The sequence below is a fragment of the Micromonospora sp. NPDC047730 genome, assembly GCF_043204765.1.
GTDB lineage: Bacteria > Actinomycetota > Actinomycetes > Mycobacteriales > Micromonosporaceae > Micromonospora.
The window spans coordinates 378,073-400,234 of the sequence record NZ_JBIDCU010000003.1 but is presented as its reverse complement, the minus strand read 5'-3'; the positions used below and the strand labels follow the sequence as shown (position 1 = coordinate 400,234).

Here is a 22,162-nt window from a genome sequence, read left to right as displayed (position 1 = left end):
GGCCGGCGGAGGAGAACCGCCGGATAGAGTGACCACCGTGACGACGCTGCCCGACCGCCGCCTCCTGCTGGTCCACGCGCACCCCGACGACGAGTCCATCGGCACCGGCTCGACGATGGCGCACTACGCCGCCGCCGGTGCCCACGTCACCCTGGTGACCTGCACGCTCGGCGAGGAGGGCGAGATCCACGTGCCGGCGCTGGCCCAGCTCGCCGCCGCCGAGGCCGACCAGCTCGGCGGGTGGCGGATCGCCGAGCTGAACGCCGCGTGCGCCGCGCTCGGCGTCACCGACCACCGCTTCCTCGGCGGCGCCGGCCGCTACCGCGACTCGGGCATGATGGGGCTCGCCACCAACGAGCACCCCCGGGCCTTCTGGCAGGCCGACCTCGACGAGGCCGCCGGCCACCTGGTGGAGATCATGCGGGAGGTTCGCCCGCAGGTCGTCGTCACGTACGACGGCAACGGCTTCTACGGGCACCCCGACCACATCCAGGCGCACCGGGTGACGATGCGCGCCGTCGAGCTGGCCCGCGCCGAGGGCCTCGCCCCGGCCAAGGTCTACTGGACGGCCATGCCGCAGAGCGTCCTGGAAGCCGGCATGGAGCACTTCGCCGACTCGTCGGACAACCCCTTCGCCGGCATCGACCAGGCCACCGAGCTGCCGTTCTGCACACCCGACGCGCAGATCGCGGCGCGGATCGACGCCACCGACCAGCATGCCGCCAAGGAGGCGGCGATGCGCGCGCACGCCACCCAGATCCCCGACACCTCCTGGCTCTACTCGATCGCCGGCAACTTCGGCAGCGAGTTCATGGGCGTGGAGTACTACACCCTCGCGGTGGGCGGGAAGGGCCCGGGCAGCGGGCCGTACGGCTGGGAGGACGACCTCTTCGCCGGGCTCGATGTCGCCGACGGCCCGGACCGGTCCCCGGTCGGGGCGGCCGGCCTCCGGTGACACCGCCCGCCGCGCCGATGTCGGTCGTCCCCGAGGAGAGCGCCCCGCCACCGCCGCCCGGTCGGTCCCGGCTGCTGCTCGACCTGGCCCTGCGGGTGGCCGGCGGGCTGGTCGCCGTCCTCGGCGGGGTGCTGACCGGTGTGCTGGAGCTGCTGCTCGCCACGCTCCGGGTCGGCGGGCAGCTGATCGGCCTCTCGGTGGTCCTCGCCGTCGCCGCCAACATCGCGCTGAGCTGGTTCGCCCACGAGGCGGTCGGCCGTCGCTGGGCGGTGGCGCTGCCCGCGCTGCCCTGGTTCGTCCTGATGGCGGTCGCGGCGGTCCGCACCACCGAGGGGGACCTGCTCGTCGCCGGCGACAACTGGGTCGGCCTGGCGATGATCGTGGCCGGCGCGATGACCTTCGCGGTGATGGGCTTCCGGCAGGTCCTGGCGCCGCCGCCCGTCCGTCCGGGGGACTGACGAGACACCGGATCCGGTGGTAGACATTCCTGCCAGGAAGCCCGCCGCGGAGGCGGGCGGTACGGCGGGAGGCGTGCGATGAGGGAGCGGTGGCGCGCGATCGGGATACTCGCGATCGCGCTGTTCGGGGTCAACGTGGTCGCCCGGCTGGTCATCCGGTTCGGCTTCGACGGTGACGACACCGCCGCCGCCGACCGGGTGTCGCTCGGGATGTTCGCGGTGATCGGGCTGGTGCTGGCCGTGGTCGCCTTCTTCTGGGGCAGGCGTCGGCCGGTCGCCGCCTGGGGGTCCGACATGGCCGCCGCGGTCGGCGTCGCGCTGCTGCTGACGGTGCTGGTCGGGCCGCTGCTGGTCGGGGAGAACCCGTTCGGCGGGGGCGCGGGCACGTTCTTCGCCCAGATCTGGCTCTACCTCGCGGCCACCGGCGTCGGGGTGCTGCTCGGCTACCTGCTGCTCACGGCGCTCGGCCTCGACCACCGCTCGCAGTCCCTCAAGCGGTACGCCGAGCTGAAGGCCACCAAGCCCCGCAAGGTCGTCCGTCGCTGACCCGCGCGGCTCCGGTCCACGGGCGCGCGCCGGGACCGGCCGGGGCGCTCGGGGCGGCACCATGCCCCTTGTTCGGCCCTGTCGAGCTGCCCTCACAGCTGGGGCACGGCCCCGCCCAGGGGGCGGGGCCGGGGATCGGGCGCGCCTCCCGTACGCGGCGGAAGGCGACGCGGTCAGTGCGGGGCGGTGCGGGTCAGGTAGGTGTGGTGGGTGGTGAAGCCGAGAGCCCGGTAGAGGGCCACCGCCGGGGTGTTGCGCTGCTCGACCTGGAGGAAGGCGCGCGAGGCGCCGGTCGTGGCGCCCCAGTCGGCGAGCGCGCGGATGACCCGGCCCGCCAGGCCCTGCCGCCTCGCCTCGGGCCGCACCTCGATCAGGCTGAGCCCGAGCCAGCGCCCCGACCCGGTGACCGTGCCGCGGCCGATGGCGACCAGCGCGCCGTCGGCGTACACGTGGGCGAAGCGGACCTGGCCCACGGCGGTGAGCACGTGCCGGGCGGCGTCCGGCAGGCCGCCCTTGCGGCCCGCGACGACGGCGAGCCAGTCGTCCGACGGCGCGGTGGCCAGCTCGACCGGCGGTGACCCGGCGGCGGCCGGCGGCAGCCCCGCCAGGGGCACGGTCTGCACCAGCACGGGCGGGCCGCTGCCCCAGCCCCGCGCGTCCAGCTCGGCGCCGACCGGGGCGGCGAGCGGCAGCGGGGTGTTGACCAGCGCCGGTTGGCCGAGGTCGGCGTACCAGCGCTCCACCGCGTCGAGCGCGGCGGGTAGCGGCCGGTCCGGGTCGCCGACCGGCAGCGCCGAGTTGGCCCGGCCGGTCCAGCCGTCGGCCGCGCGCAGCAGCCAGTCCCCGAGCCGACCCCGGACTGCGGCGGGCCACGCCTCGTCGGCGGCCAGTTCCAGCTCGACCACGGCCGCGGCGGTGGGCCGGCGGGTCGGCGGCACCCGCTTGGCCCGGTGCACCTCGGCCACCGGGACCCGGAGCCGGCCCTGTGCGGTGGCGAGAGTGAGATGGGTCTCGCTCAGCTCGACCAGCTCGCCGAGGGCGTCCGAGAAGAGGGGCCGGCCTTCGCGAATCCCCACAATCCGGCGAACCACGATCCGGTGTCCCACATCCTGCTGTCGGAGCACGATCGACCCCCTCCCCGGCGAGATACTAGGCTCTTACCGTCGCGGGTGATCGCGGCGTGTCTTGCGGAGGAGAAGACCGGTGACCTACATCATCGCCGAGCCGTGCGTGGATGTGCTCGACAAGGCATGCATCGAGGAGTGCCCGGTCGACTGCATTTACGAGGGCAACCGGATGCTCTACATCCACCCCGACGAGTGCGTCGACTGTGGTGCCTGTGAGCCCGTCTGCCCGGTCGAGGCGATCTTCTACGAGGACGACGTCCCGGAGCAGTGGAAGGACTACACCGGCGCCAACTACGAGTTCTTCGAGGACCTGGGCTCGCCCGGTGGCGCCTCGAAGATCGGCAAGGTGGAGAAGGACGCGTCCTTCGTCGCCGCGCAGCCGCCGCGCGGCGAGGGACACTGAACCGTCCCGTGCCGGTCTCGTCGCGGCTGCCCGAGTTCACCTGGGACACCCTGGACGCCGCGGCCGCGCTGGCCGCGGCGCACCCGGAGGGCCTGATCAACCTCTCCATGGGCACGCCGGTCGATCCGGTGCCCGAGGTGATCCGGCGGGCGCTCGCCGAGGCGGCGGACGCCCCGGGCTACCCGCTGACCGCCGGCACGCCGGCGCTGCGCGAGGCGATCGCCGCGTGGGTCGCGCGGGCCTGCGGGGCGGGCGTCGACGGCCTCGGCGTGCTGCCGACGATCGGCACCAAGGAACTCGTCGCCTGGCTGCCCACCCTGCTCGGGGTGGGCCCCGGTGACGTCGTCGTGGTGCCGTCGGTCGCCTACCCGACCTACGAGGACGGCGCCCGGCTCGTCGGGGCCACCGTCGTGCGCGCCGACTCGCTGACCGCGGTCGGCCCGACCCCCCGGGTGCGCCTGGTCTGGGTCAACTCGCCGGGCAACCCGACCGGGCGGGTACTGCCGGCGGCCCACCTGCGCAAAGTGGTCGACTGGGCCCGGGAGCGCGGCGCGGTGGTCGCCAGCGACGAGTGCTACCTGCCCCTGGGCTGGTCCGCCGAGCCGGTCTCGGTGCTCTCGCCCGAGGTCTGCGGCGGGTCGTACGACGGCGTGCTGGCGGTGCACTCGCTCTCCAAGCGGTCCAACCTGGCCGGCTACCGGGCCGGGTTCGTCGCCGGTGACCCGGCGCTCGTGGCGGAACTGCTCAAGGTCCGCAAGCACGCCGGCATGATCGTGCCCGCGCCCGTGCAGGCCGCGATGGTGGCCGCGCTGCGCGACGAGCGGCACGCCGACGAGCAGCGGGAGCGCTACCGGGCCCGGCGGGAGATCCTGCACGCCGCGTTCACCGGGGCCGGCTTCACCGTCGAGCACTCCGAGGCGGGCCTCTACCTCTGGCTGACCCGGGGTGAGGACGGCTGGGAGACGGTCGACTGGCTGGCCCGCCGGGGCATCCTGGCCGCTGCCGGCACCCTCTACGGCCCGGCCGGTCGGCAGCACGTCCGGGTGGCGATGACCGCGTCCGACGCGCACGTGGCGGCGGTCGCCGGCCGGCTGCGCGGCTGAGCACGGCCGGCGTCCTCGACATGTACCGACCGAAACGCCGAGGTGCCTGATGCGTGAGAGACCCGGCGGGCCGTTGCGGGCCGCCGTGGTGGGCACCGGCCTCATCGGCGGGTCGATCCTGGTGCGGCTGCACGAGGCGGGCGTGGACGTCGCTGGCTGGGATCCCGACGAGGCCACCCGGGCGGAGGGGCGCCGACGGGGGATCGCCTTCCCCGACGAACTGGTCGAGGCGGTGCGCGACCGTGACCTGGTGTTCCTCTGCGGGCCGCTGCCGACCCTGCCGGACGCCCTGGTCACCGTCGCCGCCCACACGCCCGAGGGCTGCGTGGTCACCGACGTGGGCAGCACCAAGGGCGGGTTGGCGGCCTTCGCCGTCGAGCGCGGCCTGACCGGCCGGTTCGTCCCCGGGCACCCGATGGCCGGCACGGAGCGGTTCGGGCTGACCGCCGCCGTGCCGGCGCTGTTCGAGGGGGCGGCCTGGGTGCTCTGCCCGGCGCCGGAGGGCATCGACGCGTTCCGGCTCCTGGCCGGCCTCGTCGTGGACGTCTTCGCGGCCCGGGTGGTGCCGATGTCCCCATCCGTGCACGACGCGGTGGTGGCCCTGTCGTCCCACGTCCCCCACCTGCTGGCCGGCAGCCTCGCCGGGGCGGTGGCCCGGTCGGACGTCCGGGACGCCGTGCTCGGGCTCGCCGCGGGCAGCTTCCGGGACGGCACCCGGATCGCCGGTACGCCCGCGAAGCGGACCGCAGACATGTTGTTCCACAACCGCGAGCAGGTCGTCCGGCAGCTCGACCGGGTGCGCGCCTACCTGGACGAGTTGTCGGCGGCATTGGTCGGCGACGACCTGGACGCGCTCGTCGAGGGCTACCGGCAGGCCCGCGACCTGCGGACGGCCCTGCTCGACCGGGACCTGCACGCGTCCCGGCGGGAGTTCCCGACGAGCGGGGACCACGCCGCCGAGCTCGCGTACCTGCTGGCGCTGGGCGAGGCGGGCGGACACCTCACCGGCTGCCGCGTCGGCCCCGGCACCGTCGCCTACACCGGCCACCTCCCGGCATCCGCCGACCCCGCCTGACCGGGCGGCCCGCAGGGTCTCCTGCACCCGCGGACCGGCGCCGAGGACGGTCGGCGCGCCGCGGCACGTCGGCCGGTCGTCGCGCGCGTCGCTTCCCGCGCGTGGCGGGCGGGCGGGCGGGAGCGCGGTTAGGGTGAGGGCATGGTGGACGGGCCGGTGGTGGCGGTGCGCGGCGAGGCGTACCGGGAGGTCCCTCCCGAGATCGCCCGGTTCACGGTGACCGCCACGGCCCGCGACCGGGACCGGGAGGCCACCCTGACCCGACTGGCCGAGCGGGCCGCCGCCGTCCGGGTGCTGCTCGACGGCTACGGCCCCGCGATCGACCGGCGGGAGACCGGCGAGCTGCGGGTCCGGCCGGAGACCCGGCGCTCCGGCGAGCGCGTGGTCGCGTACCACGGCAGCGTGGCCACCACCGTGACGGTCAGCGACTTCACCGCGCTCGGCGACCTGATGCTGCGCCTGGCCGACCAGGACCAGGTCGAGGTGGCCGGGCCGTGGTGGTCGCTGCGGCCGGACAGCCCGGCCCACCGGGAGGCCCGGCACGCCGCGATCGCCGACGCGCTGTTGCGCGCCCGCGAATACGCGGAGGCGCTCGGCGCCCGGGTGACCGCCCTGATCGAGCTGGCTGACGTGGGCGCGGCGGAGCGGCCCATGATGAGCCGGATGGCGTACGGGATGGGCGGCGGCGTCGAGGGCGGGCCGCCGGAGCTGGAGCTCGACCCGCAGCCGCAGACCGCGCAGGCGGCGGTGCAGGCGCGGTTCGCGATCAGCGAGCCGGTTCTCGGCTGATGACGGCCGCCCGGGTCGTCGGGGTCGACGAGTTGGTCGCGCGGGCGCGCGCCCTCGCCGACGCCGGCCCGCGTCAGCTGCTCGGCATCGCCGGGGCGCCCGGCGCGGGCAAGTCCACGCTGGCGGAGCGGATCGTCGAGGCGGTCGGCCCCGCCGCCCGGCTGGTGCCGATGGACGGCTTCCACCTGGCCCAGGCCGAGCTGCACCGGTTGGGCCGGGCCGAGCGCAAGGGCGCCGTCGACACGTTCGACGCCAACGGCTATGTCTCGATGCTGCGGCGACTGCGCCGGCTGGAGCCGACCGCCGTCTACGCGCCGGCGTTCCGGCGGGACCTGGAGGAGCCGGTGGCCGGGGCGATCGAGGTGCCGCCGTCGGTGCGGCTGGTGGTCACCGAGGGCAACTACCTGCTGCTGGGCGCGCCGCCGTGGGACGAGGTGCGGTCGTTGCTGCACGAGGCGTGGTTCCTCGACCTGGACGTCGAGCTGCGGCTGCGCCGGCTGACGGCCCGGCACCAGGCGTACGGGCGGTCGGCGGAGCAGGCCCGGGCGTGGGCGACGGGCAGCGACGAGGCCAACGCCGCCCTGGTGGCGGGCACCGCGCACGCCGCCGACCTGGTCGTCCGGCTCGACGAGCCGCCGCCGGCCTGACCCGCGCCCCGCCCACCGCCACCGGCCGGGGTCAGCCGGCGCCGCGCCGGGGAGCTGGCACGCCCCGCCGCAGCAGCCGCGCCACCCGCGAGCGCTCCCGCTGGAACTCGGCCGCCTCCGGATAGCCGCTGTGGTTGCGGATCGGCGGGTCGGCCACCTCCCCGTCGCTGGGGTGCAGCGCCTCCGGGTCGCGTACGGCGACGTCGCGTTCCCCCGCCGTCACCTGCCAGCCGAGGGGGTCGGTGGCCCGCCAGAAGTTGGTCCAGCGGCTGCGCCCACCGGGCGGCGTGAGCGCGTCGGCCAGCAGCGGCAGCCGGTCGGGCCCGAAGTACGCCGGGAAGACCCGCCCGTAGAGCCGGGTGAGCTGGCAGCCGTAGGAGAAGTACCAGATCCGCCGCCGCGACCGGGCGGGGAGCTGGAGGATCACCGCGGCGCAGATCACCGTGCCCTGGCTGTGCCCGGAGAGGATGATCCCGTCCACGGCCCGGGGGTCGTGCTCGTCCAGCGCCAGCAGCCCGGCCGTACGGGTCTGCAACTCGGGCACGGCCCGCTCGGCGTAGCTGGGCGGGGCGAGCGGGTGCGCGGCCCGGGGCCAGAAGGTGCCGACGTCCCAGAGCACGCCGACCGAGCGGCGGACGAGGTCGTTCCGGTAGACCAGCAGACCCACCGCGCCGACGAGCACCGGCAGCCAGCCGAGCATCCGGTCGCCCACGCCGGAGATCCACTCGACCACGGCGGCGCCGCCGGTCGCCGCCGTGGGGTGGGGCCGGCCGCCGGAGAGCGCGGCGGCGTAGCCGAGGGTGACCAGCACCCCGGACGCGGCGGCGTAGCGGCCGACCAGTCGCACCGCGTGCTCGCCGACCAGGCGGTGCAGCGCCCGCCAGGCGCTCACCTGCCGGCAGCGCCGCAGGTCGTGGCCGGAGAGCCGGTGACCGGCGGGCACCAGCTCCGCGTACTCGTGGCGGCGCAGGCGGAGGAAGATCAGGCCGGCCCGGGCGGCCGTGGCGACGAGCGTGAGCAGGGCGACGGCGAACGCGAGCCCGGCCCAGGTCACCGGGACCGGGGGCGTCACGGGGGAGACCGCGTCGGCCGTCGCGCCGCCGCCGAGCCGGCCGGTGACCCAGTAGAGCAGGCCGGCGCAGTAGGAGACGCAGAGCACCCAGCCGAAGCCGGCGATGAGCGCCGGGGCCCGGCCGCCCCAGGCCAGGTCGGTGTGGGGCTCCGGCGGCTGCCGCTCGGCCGGCGTCGGCACGCGCGGCAGCAGCAGGCCGGTCGCGGCGAGCGCGACGACCCCGACGGCGAGCATCCAGACCTCCAACGGCGGAGGCGCGGGCGGGATCCCGGGCAGTCGGCCCGCGATCCAGGCGACGCCGAGGGCGAGCAGCAGGGCGGCCGCCGCCGGCGCGGCGAGTGCCCGCCGCCCCGACCGGCTCACCGACCCGATCGCGATCAGCAGCAGCAGTTGCCCGGTGCCGAGCCAGGCGACGACCCGGTCGACGCCGGGCAGCGACCGGTCGGCCGGGCACGGCGGCGCGGCGGGCTGCCGGCCGCAGCCGGGCACCTGGCGCAGGTCGGCCAGCGGGGTGCCTGCGGGCCCGTCGGGCAGCAGCAGGATCAGCAGGGTGCCCGCCAGCCCGGCGCCGGTGAGCACGGCGACCGCCACGCTCCAGCGGCCGAGCGGGGTGCGGCCGGCGCGCCGGGTCAGCCAGGGCCGCGCGAGCGCCACGACCGCGATCAGCACGGCGGCGGCGAGCGCGGCCACGGTGGGCCAGGCGACGGCGGCCCGGGCGCCGTGGGGCGGGTCCATCGCGAGGACCGCGCCGAGCGGTACGGCGGCGGCCACGACGGCGCCGGTGCAGAGGTGCAGCACGGCCGCGCGGCGGAGCTGCCCCTCCCCGTCCCAGAAGGTGGGGTGCTGGAGCGGGTTGCCCAGCGGGCCGGGTGGCGGCTCGGGCGCCGGTGGCTCCGGCACGGGCTGCCCGGGCTCGCCCGTCGGGGTCCCGTCGGGCGGCCGGGCGCCGGTGAGGGGGACCGGCTCGGCCGGCATCTGCGCCTCGTACTGGTAGGTCCGCCAGCTCACCAGCCCGAGCAGGGCCAGCACGCCGAGCGGTGCGAGCAGGCCGACGGCGAGGGGCCGCGCGCCCTCGCTCCACCAGCCCTGCCCGAGGAACTCCCAGGGGCCGGGGATCCGGCGCAGGCAGTCCTCGTCGACGCACTGCCAGCCCACGAGGTCGACGCCGACACCGGTGAAGGTGAGCGCGAGCATGCCGGTGAGGCTCAGGCAGAACAGCCGGATCAACCAGGCGGTGACCCCCGACCTGCCGGCCGGGCGTTCGTCGTCCGGGTCCGCCGGGATGCCCGGCCGGGCGTGCAGCGCGACGTTGGCCAGGGTGAAGGGCAGCAGCAGCGTCCACAGCGCCCGTTCCACGTCACGCGCGGTCCGCCCGCCGGAGGTCAACTGCCCCCAGCTGTACGCCTCGACGACGATCGGGTCGTCCGGCCCGGCGGCGGGGGAGCGGTAGAAGCCGGTGACCGGGTCGCCCGCGACGCGCCACGGCGGGGGCGGGTCGGCCCCCGGCGCGGGCCGCAGGCCGAGGATCTGGCCCGGGGGCGTGTTGGAGACCCCGTGCACGCGCAGTTCGAGCACCCGACCGATCATCCCCGCCTCCTGGTGACGACGTCACCACCCACAGTGCCGTGGACGGGTTGTCCGCGCCAGTCGCGGATGGACGTTTGTGCAGGTGGTGGGCTTGATCGGGGGTCAGTCGAGCTGGCGTACGACGCGAGCCGGATTACCCAGCGCGACGACGTTGGCCGGCAGGTCCTTCGTCACGACGGCACCCGCGCCGACGACGGTGTTCTCCCCGACGGTGACACCGGCGAGCACGATCGCGCCGCCGCCGAGCCAGACGTTGTCGCCGATGGTGATCGGCTTGGCCGCCTCCCACTTGTCGCGGCGCGGCCCGGGCTCGACGGGGTGGGTGGGGGTGAGCAGTTGCACGTTCGGTCCGATCTGGACGTCGGCGCCGATGGTGATCGGGGCGACGTCGAGGAAGACCGCGTTGAAGTTGACGAAGCTGCGCGGCCCGATCCGGATCTGCCAGCCGTAGTCGCAGTGGAAGGGTGGCCGCACCCAGGCCTCCTCGCCCACCTCGCCGAGCAGGTCGCGCAGGGCCGCGAGCCGGCCCTCGGGGTCGGCTGCGGGACTGGTGTTGAAGCGTTCCATCAGCCGCGCGGCGCGGTCCAGGTCGGCGACGATCTCCGGCTCGTTGGCGATGTACGGCTCGCCGGCCAGCATGCGTTCCTTCATGGAGGTCACCGGTCGATCTTCCCGGAGGGCGGGCACGTCCGTTGGTTGGTCCGTCATCTTCGCGTCTTCATTTTGCATACCCGGTATGTAAATATGATGACCGTCAATGCGCGTCTCTCCACAGGTAGTAACGCCCGACGAGGAGGATCCGTTGCAGCGAACAAGAAAACTGGCCGGTCTCGGTCTCGTGCTCGGCCTGGTGCTCGGCACTCCGGGAATGGCCGTGGCCCAGGCGCCCGTCGGCCCCGCCGCCCGTCCTGACCCGACCGCCGGCCCCGGTGCCGCAGCCCCGGCGCCGCAGCCGGGCAGCCGTCCCACCACCGTCACCCTGATCACCGGGGACCGGGTCACCGTGACCGGCGCCGGGGCGAGCGTGCGTCCCGGGCCGGGGCGCGAGAAGATCCGCTTCCTGACCCGCCGCGAGCAGGGCCGGCTCAGCGTCGTGCCGCAGGACGCGGTGGCGCCGATCCAGGCGGGGCGGGTCGACCGGCGGCTGTTCGACGTCACCGGGCTGATCGAGGCCGGCTACGACGACGCCCGCCGCGACGACCTGCCGGTGCTGATCACCGGCGGATCGGGCGGCGCCCGGCGTGCGGCGGCGCCGGCCGGGGTGACCGTCACCCGCGAGTTGCCCGCCGTCCGCGGGGTCGCCGCGACGGCCGCCAAGGACCGGGCCGGCGAGGTGTGGGCGGCGGTCGCCGCCGCCGGAGCGCGGGCAGGCGCGGCGGGGGGTGTCGACCGGATCTGGCTCGACGGCCGGCGGCGGATCACCCTCGACCGCAGCGTGCCGCAGATCGGCGCGCCGGCCGCCCACCAGGCCGGTCTCACCGGCCGGGACGTGCGGGTGGCGGTGCTGGACACCGGGCTGGACGCCACCCACCCGGACCTGGCCGGCCGGGTGGCGCAGGCGCGCAACTTCACCGAGGAGGCCGCGGCCGGCGACGTGGTCGGGCACGGCACCCACGTCGCCTCGATCATCGCCGGCAGCGGCGCCGCCTCCGGTGGCCGGCACCGGGGCGTGGCCCCCGACGCGACGCTGCTCGACGGCAAGGTCTGCGAGACGTACGGCTGCCCCGAGTCGGCGATCCTCGCCGGCATGCAGTGGGCCACGGTCGAGCAGCGGGCCGACGTGGTCAACCTGAGTCTCGGTGGCTTCGACACCCCGGAGATCGACCCGCTGGAGGAGGCCGTCAACGCGCTCACCGCGCAGACCGGCGCCCTCTTCGTGATCAGCGCCGGCAACGACGGCACCTTCGCCCCGGTCAGTTCCCCCAGCACCGCCGACGCCGCCCTCTCGGTGGGTGCCGTCGAACGGGACGACAGCCTCGCCAACTTCTCCAGCCGTGGCCCCCGAGTCGGCGACGACGGGCTCAAGCCGGACCTCACCGCCCCCGGCGTGGGGATCGTCGCGGCGCGCAGCCGGGACGGGGTGATCGGCGAGCCGGCCGGGGACGGGTACGTCGCCCTGTCCGGCACGTCGATGGCCGCCCCGCACGTCACCGGCGCGGTGGCGCTGCTGGCCCAGCAGCACACCGACTGGACCGCCGGCCGGCTCAAGGCCACCCTGATGGCCTCGGCGAAACCCCGCCCGGAGCTGACCGCGTACCAGCAGGGGGCCGGGCGGGTCGACGTGGCCCGCGCGATCGGCCAGACGGTGACCAGCGACCCGCCGAGCGTCTCCTTCGGCCGGGCGCTCTGGCCCCACCACGACGACACCCCGATCACCCGCACGGTGACCTGGCGCAACGACGGCCCGGCCGCGGTCACCCTGGACCTGGCCGTCGAGGTGACCCGCCCGGACGGCGAGCCGGCCCCCGCCGGCATGTTCGCGCTCGACGCCGAGCGGGTCAGCGTGCCGGCCGGCGGCACGGCGAGCGCCACCGTCACCGCCGACACCCGGGTCGACGGGCCGGACGGCCACTACACCGGCCGGGTCGTCGCCCGCTCCGGCGACACGGTGGCGGTCACCCCGCTGGCCGTGCACCGGGAGGTGGAGAGCTACAACGTGACGGTCCGCCACCTGGGCCGGGACGGCGCGGCCGTCGGCGAGCACGGCACCACGCTGGTCTCGCTGGACGGATTCGCCACGTACGACGTGTACGACCCGGACGGCACCGCCGAGCTGCGGCTGCCGAAGGGCCGGTACGGCCTGAACAGCCTCGTGTTCGAGCTGGACGGCGAGCAGTTCGCCGGGGTCACGCAGATCGTCCAGCCGGAGCTGGTGGTCGCCGGGGACACCCGGGTCACCGTGGACGCCCGGCAGGGCAGGCCGGTCCGGATGAGCGTCCCGCAGGGCTCGGCCACCACGGTGCTGGTCGACACCGGCGCGAACTTCCTCCTCGACGAGGGCAGCTACGGCTTCGGCCTGCTGGCCTTCGACTTCGACGGTCTCTTCAGCGCCGGTCTCGGCCGGTCGGTGTCCGGGGAGCGCTTCGTCGCCACGATCAGCAGCCAGTGGGCCGACCGGGAGGCCGCCAGCAGCCCCTACCTCTACGCCCTCAGCGAGGCGACGCCCGGCCGGATGCCGACCGGCTTCGTCCGGGACTATCGGGCGAAGGACCTGGCGACCGTCACCCACCGGTTCCGGGCCGCACCTTCCGGGCTGGTGACCGAGCGGCTGGTCTTCCCGCACCTGGAGCCGGACGTCGGCGGCTGGGCGGTCGTCCTGCCCACCGCCGCGCCCGGGCAGCGGGTCGAGCACTACAACACCCGGGGCGTGCGCTGGTCCTCCGAGCTGAACTTCGGGGTGCCGACCGAGGACGGCTGGACCGACGTCAAGGCCGTGCTGTTCTCCGAGGAGCGGAGCCTGCGGGCCGGCCGGCACTACCGGGAGAGCTGGAACGGCGCGCCGTACGGGCCGTCCCTCCCGGCGGCCGGGGTCACCCGCCAGGGCGACCGCATCGAGGTGAGCCTGCCGCTGCACAGTGACGCCGAGGGGCACCCCGGCGGCTCCGTCGCCGACACCGCCCGTACCGCCCTCTACCGCGACGGCGAGCTGGTCGGGGAGACCCCGGAACCGGCGTACGGCCGGTTCGAGGTGCCGCCCGGCGCGGCGGACTACCGGCTGGAGGTGCTGTCGAAGCGGAGCTTCACCGACCTCGCCACCGAGGTCGCGGCGACGTGGACGTTCCGGTCCCGGCACGTCGCCGGGGACGACCCGGCCGCGCTGCCGGTGTCGGCGATCCGCTTCGCACCCCGGCTCGACCAGGACCACGCGGCCCCGGCCGGGCGCACCTTCGCCATCCCGGTGCTTGTGCAGCGGCAGCCGGGCGCACCGTCGGCCCGGGTGGCCGCGTTGACCGTCGACGTCTCCTACGACGGCGGGAAGACCTGGCAGCCGGCCCGGGTCCGGCCCGGCGGGGACGGCTGGACGGCCATCGTCGAGCACCCGGCCGGCGCCGGACACGTCTCGCTGCGGGCCACCGCCCGGGACACCGCCGGCAACACGGTCACCCAGCGCGTCATCCAGGCGTACCGCCTGCGGTGAGGCGTACCCCCTCCGGGTCCGCGGCCGGCCGCGGACCCGGAGGGGCGGCCGTCAGTCGTTGGCGTGCAGGGCGGCGTTCAGCTCGATGCCCCGGCCGGTGCGCTGCTTCGCCTCCAGCGCCCCGGTGACCGAGTTGCGCCAGAACAGCAGCCCGTCCACGCCGGAGAGCTCAAGGGCCTTGACCACCCGGCCGTCCGGCAGCGTGATCTTCGACGCGGCGGTGATGTAGCACCCGGCCTCGACCACGCAGTCGTCGCCGAGGGAGATCCCGACGCCGGCGTTCGCGCCGATCAGGCTCCGCTCGCCGATGCGCACCTTCTCGGTGCCGCCGCCCGAGAGGGTGCCCATGATGGAGGCACCCCCGCCGATGTCGGAGCCGTCGCCGACCAGCACGCCCTGCACGATCCGCCCCTCCACCATCGAGGTGCCGAGCGTGCCGGCGTTGAAGTTCACGAATCCCTCGTGCATGACGGTGGTGCCGGCGGCCAGGTGCGCGCCGAGCCGCACCCGGTCGGCGTCGGCGATCCGGACCCCGGAGGGCACCACGTAGTCGGTCATCCGGGGGAACTTGTCCACCCCGTAGACGGCCAGGTGGCGGCCCGTCGCCCGCTCGACGACCCGCAGCTCGTCCACCCGCTCCGGCGGGCACGGCCCGGCGGAGGTCCACGCGACGTTCGCCAGCTTGCCGAAGATGCCGTCGAGGTTCAGCTCGTTGGGACGCACCAGGCGGTGCGAGAGCAGGTGCAGCCGCAGGTACGCGTCGGCGGCGTCCTTGATCGGGTCGTCCAGCGAGCCGATGACGGTGACCACCTGGACGGTACGCAGCCCGGGCAGCGCCCGGTCGCCGACCGCCCCCGGCGGCAGGTCCAGCACGTCCGCCTCGTCCTCGCCGGCGACCAGCGGCAGCTCGCCGAGCCCCAGCTTGCCGGTCGGGTACCAGGTGTCGAGCACCTGGTCGTCAGCGGTCACGGTGGCCAGGCCGATGCCCCAGGCGGATTCGGACGTCACTGATTCACCTCTCGTTCGTGACTGCGGGCCGCGGGTTCCCCTCGCGCCCCCGCGCGGCCGCGTCCCACGCCGGCCGCCCGGGGAACGCTCGCTCCTCGCGCTCACCCGACCTGACGGTACCGTGCGAACCATGGAGAACCCGCTGACCCCCGAGGTCCTGGCCGATCCGGTGGCCCTGACCCGTGCGCTGGTCGACATAGAGTCCGTGTCCCTCGACGAGAAGGCCATCGCCGACTGCGTGGAGGAGGTGCTGCGGGGCGTGCCGCACCTGACCACCTACCGGCACGGCAACACGGTGATGGCGCGGACCGACCTGGGCCGGGACCAGCGGATCGTGCTCGCCGGCCACCTGGACACGGTGCCGCTGAACAACAACTTCCCGTCGAGCATGCGCGGCGACCTGATGTACGGCTGCGGCACCTCCGACATGAAGTCCGGGGTGGCGTACGCGCTGCACCTGGCGGTGACGCTGCCGGACCCGCGCTACGACGTGACGTACTTCTTCTACGAGGCCGAGGAGATCGAGTCGAAGTACAACGGCCTCTTCCTCGTCGCCGAGGCGCACCCGGAGTGGCTGGAGGCGGACTTCGCGGTGCTGCTGGAGCCGACGTACGGGATCGTCGAGGCCGGCTGCCAGGGCACCATGCGGTGCGTGGTCACCACCACCGGCGTACGCGCCCACTCGGCCCGCTCGTGGCACGGGGTGAATGCGATCCACGCGGCGGGCGAGGTGCTCGACCGGCTGACCCGGTACGAGGCGCGGCGCGTCACCATCGACGGCTGTGACTACCGGGAGGGGATGAACGCGGTCCGCATCAACGGCGGCGTGGCCGGCAACGTGGTGCCGGACCGGTGCGAGGTCGAGGTCAACTACCGGTTCGCGCCGGACCGTACGCCGGCCGAGGCCGAGGCGCACCTGCGGGAGGTCTTCGCCGGCTTCGACGTGCGGGTCACCGACTCGGCCGCCGGCGCCCCGCCCGGGCTGGAGGCGGCCCCGGCCCGGGAGTTCCTCGCGGCGGTCGGCGCCGCGCCGATCGGCAAGCTGGGCTGGACGGACGTGGCCCGGTTCGCGGCGATGGGCATCCCGGCCCTGAACTTCGGCCCCGGCGACCCGAACCTGGCCCACCACCCGGACGAGCACGTCGAGATCAGCAAGATCCGGGACGGCGCCGCCACGTTGCACCGCTGGCTCGCCCCCGCCTGACGGACTCCTGGGCGGTCGTCCTGGCGTCTGCCGGCCGCCCGCCCCGGTGGTCGCCCCGTGCGCGACCGGGAGGCCCGCGTCACTGGACGGTGCCCGGTGACGCGAACCTCCCGGTCGTGGTCGTCGGTGCGGTCGGACGGTGGCGGTGCGGTCGGACGGCGGTGTGGTCAGACGGCGGCGGACGCGTCGGCGGTGGGCCGGGCGTCGGCCGGGCCGCCCTGGTCGGCGGCGGACGGCTCCATCAGGCGGGCGCGGCGGCGCTCGGCCACCACGTCGCGGATCCGGCGCTGCATCTGTCGCCGGATCCGGATCATCTCGCTGTTGCTGATCACGCTGGCTCCTCCCCCGAAGGCGCGCGCCGGGGCATACCCGGTATGTGAATAGTAAGACGTGCGGGCGACCGAATTAGTTGCCCATGATCCGGAACTAATTTCCGGGCTCGTCGCCCCGCGCACCCGACGGGTGTCGCTCCACTACGGTTGCTCCCATGGGTCAGAGCAACGGGCGGGAGGCCGGCCGCGAGCCGGGACGGGAACGGCACCGGGGCGCCGTGACGCTGCGTCGGCAGGCGATCACGAACAGCACCGCCGACCAGCGCCTGCTCGACTCGCGGGGGCGCGGCGACTGGAAGACCAAGGACGCCTGGCGGGCCCTGCGCATCCTCTCCGAGTTCGTGGAGGGCTTCGACACCCTCGCCGACCTGCCCCCGGCGGTGAGCGTCTTCGGCTCCGCCCGCAGCCGGCCCGAGAGTCCGGAGTGCCGGCTGGCCGAGGCGCTGGGCGGGGCCCTGGCCCGGGCCGGCTACGCGGTGATCACCGGCGGCGGGCCGGGCGTGATGGAGGCGGCCAACCGGGGCGCCAGCGAGGCGGGCGGGCTCTCCGTCGGGCTCGGCATCGAGCTTCCCTTCGAGCAGGGCCTCAACGACTGGGTCGACCTGGCCATCGACTTCCGCTACTTCTTCGCCCGCAAGACGATGTTCGTCAAGTACGCGCAGGCGTTCGTCGTGCTGCCCGGCGGGTTCGGCACCATGGACGAGCTCTTCGAGGCGCTCACCCTGGTGCAGACGGGCAAGGTCACCCGGTTCCCCGTGGTGTTGATGGGCGCCGACTACTGGCGGGGCCTGCTCGACTGGCTGCGCGACACCATGGCCGCCGACGGCAAGATCGGGTCGATCGACCTGGAACTGATCTGCGTGACCGACGACGTCGACGCGGCGGTCCGGCACATCGTGGAGGCCGAGGCCGCCCTCTCCGTCGAGCAGGACGCGGTCCGCGATGAGGCCGTCGCCGTCGCCGCCGCCGAACAGCAGGCCGCCGCGGCGGCCGGGGCGGCGAACGGCGCCGGGTCGACCGGCGGCGCCGACGTGCCCGGCGACGCCCCGTCGCGCGGCGCTGCTTCGGGTGGCGCTGCTTCGGGTGGCGGTGCGTCGGCCGGGGCCGCGTCGGCCGGGCCGCGCCGGGCGGGCGACGCGAGCGGGGAGCGCTGAGGCGTGGCGGCGATCTGCGTGTTCTGCGCCTCCTCCCGTACGCTCGACCGCCGCTGGCTGGACCTCGCGGCCGAGACGGGCGCGGAGATCGCCCGGCGCGGGCACACGCTGGTCAGCGGGGGCGGGTGCGTCGGCATGATGGGCGCGTTGGCGGACGGCGCGCGGGCCGCCGGCGGGCGGACGATCGGGGTGATCCCGCAGTCGCTGGTCGACCTGGAGGTCGCCGACCTGGCGTCGGACGAGCTGCTCGTGACCGACTCGATGGCCAGTCGCAAGACCTTGATGATCGACAAGTCGGACGCGTTCCTCACGCTGCCCGGCGGCCTCGGCACCCTCGACGAGCTGTTCGAGGTCTGGACGACGGCGACGCTCGCCCTGCACGCCAAGCCGATGGTGCTGGTCGACACCGACGGCTTCTACCGCCCGATGCTCGACTGGCTGCGCGCCCTGGCCGACCAGACCTTCCTCAAGCCCGCCGGCCTGGACCTGCTCACCCTGACCGACACGGTCCCCGCCGCCCTGGACACCCTCGAACTCCGCCTAACCTGACCCACCCCCACCCCACCCTCCCCTGTCCCGCCGCGATCTTGCACTTGTGGCCCCTGTTGTGCCCCTTTCGTATGCGTTCGTCGGGGCCGAAAGTGCAAGATCGCGGAAGGGAAGGAGGCGGGGCGGGGTGGCGGGGCGGGGCGGGGGTGTCGTACCGGCGTGGTGGGATGGGGGGATGCAGGCGTACCGGCTGGTGCGCCGGCCCGCCGAGGCGGCCCCGGGGGGCCACCGGTCCGGTGGGCCGGCCCGGGGGGACGGGCGGCCAGGTGGGCCGGCCGGCGGTGACGCGCACCGGGGGACGGCGCGGCTGACCGACCCGCGCCAGGCCGAGATCGTCGCGCACACCGACGGGCCGATGCTGGTGCTCGGCGGCCCCGGCACGGGCAAGACCAGCACCCTGGTCGAGGCGGTCGCCGCGCGGGTGGCCGAGGGCGTCGACCCGGAGCGGATCCTGGTGCTCACCTTCGGCCGCCGGGGCGCCACCGCGCTGCGCCAGCGGATCGAGGCCCGGGCCGCCGGGAGCGGGCACCGCGTGCTGCGCGAGCCGCTGGTGCGCACCTTCCCGGCGTACGCCTTCGGGCTGCTGCGCCGGGCCGCGGCCGAGCGGGGAGAGCCGTCCCCCCGGCTGCTCACCGGCCCCGAGCAGGATCTGATCATCCGCGAGCTGCTCGACGTGGTCGGCGAGGAACCGGGCGACGACCCGGTCGGCTGGCCGGAGGACCTGCGCCCCGCGCTGCGCACCCGGGCCTTCGCGGCACAGCTGCGCGACCTGCTGATGCGCGCCGCCGAGCGCGGGGTCGGCCCCGTCGAGCTGGCCCGGCTGGGCGAGAAGCTCGGCCGCGCCGACTGGCCGGCCGCCGCGCGCTTCCTTCGGGAGTACGTGGCCGTGCTCGCCCTGCGCGACGTCAGCAACCGCGGCTCCGTCGCGTACGACCCGGCCGAGCTGGTCCGGGCCGCCACCGGGATGCTGCTCGACGACCCCGAGCTGCTCGCGGCCGAGCGACGCCGGCTGGCGTACGTCTACGTCGACGAGCTGGCCGACACCGATCCCGCCCAGCAGGAACTGCTCGCGACGGTGGCCGGCGGCGGCAAGTCCCTCGTCGCGTTCGCCGACCCTGATTCGTCCACGTACGCCTTCCGCGGCGCGGACCCCGCCGTGGTGACCACGTTCCCGCACCGCTTCCGCACCGCCTCCGGGGCGCCCGCGGCGCAGGTGGTGCTGACCACCTCCTACCGGGCCGGCCCCCGGCTGCTCGCCGCGTCCGGTCGGCTGGCGCGGCGGCTGCGCGGCCCGGCGGCGCACCGCAGGCTGCACCCGCTGCCCGACGCGCCGCCCGGCTCGGTGGAGGTGCGCACCTTCCGCTCGGCCACCAGCGAGGCGGCCTGGCTGGCCCATGCCCTGCGCGAGGCGCACCTGCTCGGCGGCGTGCCGTGGTCGGAGATGGCCGTGCTGGTGCGCTCCACCGGGCGGCAGCTGCCCTCGCTGCAACGCGCGCTGCACGCCGCCGGGGTGCCCACCGTGGTGCACGGCGAGGACCTGCCACTGCACCTGCAACCGGCGGTCGCGCCGCTGCTGCTCCTGTTGCGCTGCGCGCTGGAGCCCGAGCGGCTCGACGAGGAGGCCGCGGTCGCCCTGCTGCACTCGCCGCTCGGCGGCGCCGACCCGCTGGCCGAGCGGCGGCTGCGGCAGGGGCTGCGGGCCCTGGCGCTGGCCGCCGGCGACCGCCGGCCCTCGGGCGAGCTGATCGTCGAGGCGCTGCGCGACCCGGCCGAGCTGGCCGGGATCGAGCGGCGCTGGGCCGAGCCGGCGCAGACGGTGGCCGGCCTGCTGGCCGTCGCCCGGGAGACCGCCGCCCGGCCCGGCGCCACCGCGGAGGACGTGCTGTGGGCGGTCTGGCGGGCCAGCGGGCTGGCCGAGCTGTGGTCCGCCGCGATCGGTCGGGGCCAGACGGTGGCCGGCGAGGGGGACGTGGCCCGGCGCCGGCGCGCCGAGGCTGCCGACCGGGACCTCGACGCCGTGATGGTGCTCTTCGACGCGGCGGCCCGGTTCACGGACCGGCTGCCCGGCGCGCGCACCGAGGTCTTTCTCGACCACGTCCTCGGCCAGGACCTGCCGGCCGACACGATCGCCCCCACCGCCGACCGGGGTGAGGCGGTCCGGCTGCTCACCGCGCACGCCGCGAAGGGGCTGGAGTGGGACCTGGTGGCGGTCGCCGGGGTGCAGGAGGGCGTCTGGCCCGACCTGCGGCTGCGCGGCAGCCTGCTCGGCTCCGAGCGGCTGGTCGACGTGCTCGCCGGCCGGGCGGCCGGCGCCGGCACGGTGGCCACCCTGGTCGGGCAGACCTCGGCGCTGCTGGACGAGGAGCGGCGGCTGTTCCACGTGGCGGTCACCCGGGCCCGGCGCCGGCTGCTGGTCAGCGCGGTCGCCTCCGCCGCCGTCGGCGGTGACGACCACGAGGAACAGCCGAGCCGCTTCCTCTACGAGCTGGGCCCGACCGACCCGCCCGCGCCGGACGACGGCTCCCCGCCCGGCCGGCCGGACCCGGTTGGGCCGACGCAGCCCGGGCCGACGCAGCCCGGGCCGACGCAGCCCGGGCCGACGCAGCCCGGGCCGACGCAGCCCGGGCCGACGCAGCCCGGGCCGACGCAGGCCGGGCCGGGCGCCGCGGGGCCGGTCCCGCCGGGGGCGACTCCGGGCGGGGGCCCGGCAACGGCGACCCTGGCCGGGCCGACGCGGACCGGTGACCCCGCGGCGCCGACCCCGGCCGAGCCGGCGCGGGCCGGATCGACGTCGGGCGGGTCCGGCCCGACTTTGCCGGAAGCCGGGGCGGCGGCGGCCGAGGATGAACCGCCCCGGCCGGGAGCCGGGGCGGCGGGGGCGGGCGACGGCCCGGTGGCGGCCGCCGAGGAGGAACCGGACCGGCCGAGGACGCTGCCGGTGAGCCGGCCGCCCCGCGCGCTCACCCTGCCGGCGCTGGTGGCGGAGCTGCGTACGGCGGTCAGCGACCCGGACGCGCCCTACGCCCGGCGGCAGGCGGCGGCGGCCGAGCTGGCCCGCCTCGCGGCCGCCGGGGTCGCCGGTGCGCACCCGGACGACTGGTGGGGGCTGCGGCAGCTCTCCGACGACCGCCCGCTCGTCGACGAGGGGGAGCCGGTCCGGGTCACCCCGTCGGGCATGGAGAGCGCGCTGCGGTGCAGCCTGCGCTGGCTGCTGGAGCGGCACGGCGGCAGCGCTCCGGCCAGCGCCGCCCAGGGGGTCGGCAACCTGGTGCACGCCGCCGCGATGCTCGCCGAGGACGCGAGCGTCGACCGGGGCGCCCTGCTGGACTACGTCGCCGCCCGGTTCGACGCGATCGAGCTGGCCGCCCGCTGGATGGTCGGGCCCGAGCGGGCCCGCGCCGAGGGGATGGTCGACAAGCTGCTGCGCTGGCTGGCGGCCAACCCGCGCCGGCTGCTCGCGATCGAGCACGAGTTCGCGGTGCGCCTCGACGATCCGCACCGGCCCGTCGAGCTGGTCGGCCGGGTGGACCGGCTGGAGGTCGACGCCGACGGCCGGCTGGTCGTGATCGACCTGAAGACCGGGAAGTCCACCGCGGTCACCGCGCACGACCTGGCCGAGCACCCGCAGCTCGGCGCGTACCAGGCGGCGGTCGAGGCGGGAGCGTTCGTCGAGTTCGGCGAGGAGTCCGGCGGGGCGGCGCTGGTGCAGCTCGGCACCGGGGCGAAGGACGCGAAGGAGCAGAGCCAGCCGCCGGCCGGGGAGGGCCCGGAGGCCGGCTGGGCGACCGCGCTCGTGCGGCGCACCGCCGATACGATGGCCGCCGCCACGTTCGCCGCCGTCGCCAACTCGAAGTGCCGGGTCTGCCCGGTGCGGTCGAGCTGCCCGGTGTCCGGGCAGGGCCGCCAGGTGGTCGAGCCCCCGACCGCCCGCCGCCCCGACCAACCGTGAGCCTGAGCATGCGGTTGCGAGCCCCGCGGTCGCGAACCAGGACGGCACCGTGAGTGTGAGGAGTGA

General features: G+C 75.9%; 17 protein-coding genes and 1 pseudogene. 13 read left to right on the top strand and 5 right to left on the bottom strand.

The window, feature by feature from the left end; all coding sequences use genetic code 11:
* The first annotated feature begins 28 nt into the window (after nt 1-28).
* The 3 genes from mshB (at nt 29) to ACGF5G_RS11155 (ending at nt 1,959) form a co-directional block, all read left to right on the top strand.
* The gene (gene mshB / locus ACGF5G_RS11165) at nt 29-955 is read left to right on the top strand and encodes an N-acetyl-1-D-myo-inositol-2-amino-2-deoxy-alpha-D-glucopyranoside deacetylase (RefSeq protein WP_393261356.1); all 927 of its coding nucleotides are present in this window, start codon (nt 29-31) and stop codon (nt 953-955) included.
* Between the two features lie 17 nt (nt 956-972).
* Nucleotides 973-1,413 (top strand): hypothetical protein, encoded by a 441-nt coding sequence (locus tag ACGF5G_RS11160; RefSeq protein WP_393261687.1) that lies wholly within the window; start codon nt 973-975, stop codon nt 1,411-1,413.
* A 78-nt stretch (nt 1,414-1,491) separates the two neighbouring features.
* Nucleotides 1,492-1,959 carry a hypothetical protein gene (locus ACGF5G_RS11155; RefSeq protein WP_393261353.1) on the top strand — a complete coding sequence of 156 codons (468 nt, stop codon included), beginning with the start codon at nt 1,492-1,494 and terminating at the stop codon, nt 1,957-1,959.
* 173 nt (nt 1,960-2,132) lie between these two features.
* Here ACGF5G_RS11155 and ACGF5G_RS11150 read toward each other — a convergent pair whose 3' ends face one another.
* Entirely contained in the window at nt 2,133-3,083 is a 951-nt protein-coding gene (locus tag ACGF5G_RS11150) for a GNAT family N-acetyltransferase (RefSeq protein ID WP_393261350.1), read from the bottom strand.
* 79 nt (nt 3,084-3,162) lie between these two features.
* On the opposite strand from ACGF5G_RS11150, the gene fdxA reads away from it, so the two are divergent.
* The 5 genes from fdxA (at nt 3,163) to ACGF5G_RS11125 (ending at nt 7,103) form a co-directional block, all read left to right on the top strand.
* Nucleotides 3,163-3,489 (top strand): ferredoxin, encoded by a 327-nt coding sequence (gene fdxA / locus ACGF5G_RS11145; RefSeq protein WP_089005361.1) that lies wholly within the window; start codon nt 3,163-3,165, stop codon nt 3,487-3,489.
* On the top strand, nt 3,486-4,592 hold the full coding sequence (gene dapC / locus ACGF5G_RS11140; RefSeq protein ID WP_393261684.1) for a succinyldiaminopimelate transaminase: 1,107 nt from the start codon (nt 3,486-3,488) through the stop codon (nt 4,590-4,592). Before fdxA ends, dapC begins: the two co-directional genes overlap by 4 nt.
* Before the next feature lie 49 nt (nt 4,593-4,641).
* Nucleotides 4,642-5,667, top strand: coding sequence for a prephenate dehydrogenase (locus tag ACGF5G_RS11135; protein WP_393261348.1), 1,026 nt, complete (start codon nt 4,642-4,644; stop codon nt 5,665-5,667).
* A 141-nt stretch (nt 5,668-5,808) separates the two neighbouring features.
* Nucleotides 5,809-6,456 (top strand): SIMPL domain-containing protein, encoded by a 648-nt coding sequence (locus ACGF5G_RS11130; RefSeq protein WP_393261346.1) that lies wholly within the window; start codon nt 5,809-5,811, stop codon nt 6,454-6,456.
* The gene (locus tag ACGF5G_RS11125) at nt 6,456-7,103 is read left to right on the top strand and encodes a nucleoside/nucleotide kinase family protein (protein ID WP_393261344.1); all 648 of its coding nucleotides are present in this window, start codon (nt 6,456-6,458) and stop codon (nt 7,101-7,103) included. Before ACGF5G_RS11130 ends, ACGF5G_RS11125 begins: the two co-directional genes overlap by 1 nt.
* A 31-nt stretch (nt 7,104-7,134) precedes the next feature.
* On the opposite strand, the gene ACGF5G_RS11120 is transcribed toward ACGF5G_RS11125, so the two are convergent.
* Both ACGF5G_RS11120 and ACGF5G_RS11115 read right to left on the bottom strand, forming a co-directional pair.
* On the bottom strand, nt 7,135-9,762 hold the full coding sequence (locus tag ACGF5G_RS11120; protein WP_393261341.1) for a hypothetical protein: 2,628 nt from the start codon (nt 9,760-9,762) through the stop codon (nt 7,135-7,137).
* 102 nt (nt 9,763-9,864) lie between these two features.
* Entirely contained in the window at nt 9,865-10,422 is a 558-nt protein-coding gene (locus ACGF5G_RS11115) for a sugar O-acetyltransferase (protein ID WP_393261339.1), read from the bottom strand.
* A 97-nt stretch (nt 10,423-10,519) separates the two neighbouring features.
* Between ACGF5G_RS11115 and ACGF5G_RS11110 the strand changes: the two genes are divergently transcribed.
* Nucleotides 10,520-13,900, top strand: coding sequence for a S8 family serine peptidase (locus tag ACGF5G_RS11110; protein WP_393261337.1), 3,381 nt, complete (start codon nt 10,520-10,522; stop codon nt 13,898-13,900).
* Nucleotides 13,901-13,951: 51 nt separating this feature from the next.
* On the opposite strand, the gene dapD is transcribed toward ACGF5G_RS11110, so the two are convergent.
* Nucleotides 13,952-14,908 (bottom strand): 2,3,4,5-tetrahydropyridine-2,6-dicarboxylate N-succinyltransferase, encoded by a 957-nt coding sequence (gene dapD / locus ACGF5G_RS11105; RefSeq protein ID WP_393261334.1) that lies wholly within the window; start codon nt 14,906-14,908, stop codon nt 13,952-13,954.
* Between the two features lie 130 nt (nt 14,909-15,038).
* On the opposite strand from dapD, the gene dapE reads away from it, so the two are divergent.
* Complete coding sequence (dapE, locus tag ACGF5G_RS11100) at nt 15,039-16,112, top strand: succinyl-diaminopimelate desuccinylase (RefSeq protein ID WP_393261331.1); 1,074 nt, start codon at nt 15,039-15,041, stop codon at nt 16,110-16,112.
* A 167-nt stretch (nt 16,113-16,279) separates the two neighbouring features.
* On the opposite strand, the gene ACGF5G_RS11095 is transcribed toward dapE, so the two are convergent.
* A complete protein-coding gene (locus ACGF5G_RS11095; RefSeq protein WP_357455643.1) occupies nt 16,280-16,444 on the bottom strand; it encodes a hypothetical protein in 165 nt (54 codons plus the stop codon).
* A 155-nt stretch (nt 16,445-16,599) separates the two neighbouring features.
* Between ACGF5G_RS11095 and ACGF5G_RS11090 the strand changes: the two are divergent.
* From ACGF5G_RS11090 to ACGF5G_RS11080, 3 genes and pseudogenes are all read left to right on the top strand, one after another.
* Nucleotides 16,600-17,439: pseudogene (locus tag ACGF5G_RS11090) on the top strand (TIGR00730 family Rossman fold protein); the annotation flags it as partial.
* Nucleotides 17,440-17,601: 162 nt separating this feature from the next.
* Nucleotides 17,602-18,147, top strand: a complete 546-nt coding sequence (locus tag ACGF5G_RS11085; RefSeq protein ID WP_393261329.1) for a TIGR00730 family Rossman fold protein — start codon at nt 17,602-17,604, stop codon at nt 18,145-18,147.
* A 175-nt stretch (nt 18,148-18,322) separates the two neighbouring features.
* Nucleotides 18,323-22,096 carry an ATP-dependent helicase gene (locus ACGF5G_RS11080; protein ID WP_393261326.1) on the top strand — a complete coding sequence of 1,258 codons (3,774 nt, stop codon included), beginning with the start codon at nt 18,323-18,325 and terminating at the stop codon, nt 22,094-22,096.
* Nucleotides 22,097-22,162: the final 66 nt, after the last annotated feature.